This is a genomic window from Actinomadura sp. (genome assembly GCF_044508335.1).
GTDB lineage: Bacteria > Actinomycetota > Actinomycetes > Streptosporangiales > Streptosporangiaceae > Spirillospora.
This window is the reverse complement of record NZ_JBIQHY010000129.1, coordinates 10,986-12,097: the sequence shown is the minus strand read 5'-3', so window position 1 is coordinate 12,097 and position 1,112 is coordinate 10,986. Positions and strand designations below refer to the sequence as shown.

The window sequence follows — 1,112 nt, the reverse complement described above, 5'->3', positions numbered from 1 at the left end:
CCGCTGACGGCGCGGATCCCGGTACGGTGGCGCGATGATCGAAATGGTGGGGTTCGACGCCGCGGTCGAGGTGGGGGTCGCGGCGTTCTGCGCGGGACCGGAGGTGCCGAGCGACGAGGACGTCCGGAAGCGGCTGACCGGGACCGGGGTCGAGCCGTGGCTGGCCGAGCGGCTCCTGGTCTTCCTCCCGATGGCGTTCACGCGGCGGCTGCTGCCGGATGTGCAGTACGCGGACGCGGTGGCCGCCCCGGGCGGCCGGGTGATCCTCCGGGACGAGCCGGTGTTCACGGCCGCGCTGGCGCGCGCGGAGCGGGCCGGCCGGGGCGAGTTCGAGCGGGTCGCGCTGCGCAGCGCCGAGTTCGCCGCGATCAACAACGCGCTGCACGGCGGGGCGGCGATGTCGGACCTGGTCATGGCGGAGACGGCGCTGACCGCCGACCTGCCGCCCGCCCAGCCGGGGGACGGCGGGGTGCCCTCGCCCCGGGCCGTGTTCGAGGGCTTCCTGCGGGGGCACGGTGTCGCGCCGGACGGCGCGACCGGCGTCGACGCCGGGTTCTTCGTCCACCCTTCGCCGGACGGCGTGGTGCTGGCCCAGATCGACTTCCGCGTGTCGCACCCGGCGCTGGCGGTGCCGTGGCTGGTGGAGAGCTTCGCCGGGCACGGCGCCACGTGGCGGGAAGCGATCGGCGTGGCCCTGCAGAAGTTCGAGCGCGCTTCGCTGCATCCGATCGTCGACGGCCTGCTGCGTCCCGGGGCCGTCCCCGAGCAGGTGGAGCGGGAGCGCTACGAGCACCCGGGCGGCCCGTTCGAGCTGGTGCTGGGCGCTCAGATCAACATGTTCGCCGGCCGGCCCGTGCCGTCCGCCGGGCCGCTGCTCGACCGGATGCTGGAGGCGCTGCGGGCGGAGCCGCTCACCCGGAAGGTGCACGGGCTCCGCCTCTTCACCGCCTACAACGAAGGCCGGTTGGAGACCAACGAGGTGCTCCTGGACGGCGAGCCATGGGCCGCCGGGCAGATGGTGGTCGCGAACAGCCCGGCGCCGCTGCCCGACGGGAGGGTCGCGGTCCGCGTCTTCGGCCTGCTCGTCCCCCGCTGACGTCCCCTGCTGACGT

At 75.0% G+C, this 1,112-nt stretch carries 1 protein-coding gene; it reads left to right on the top strand.

Translation table 11 applies throughout. The features are described 5' to 3' along the window. Positions 1–34: 34 nt before the first annotated feature. The gene (locus ACIWVC_RS29600; RefSeq protein ID WP_396451246.1) at positions 35–1,096 is read left to right on the top strand and encodes a DUF6348 family protein; all 1,062 of its coding nucleotides are present in this window, start codon (positions 35–37) and stop codon (positions 1,094–1,096) included. Positions 1,097–1,112: the final 16 nt, after the last annotated feature.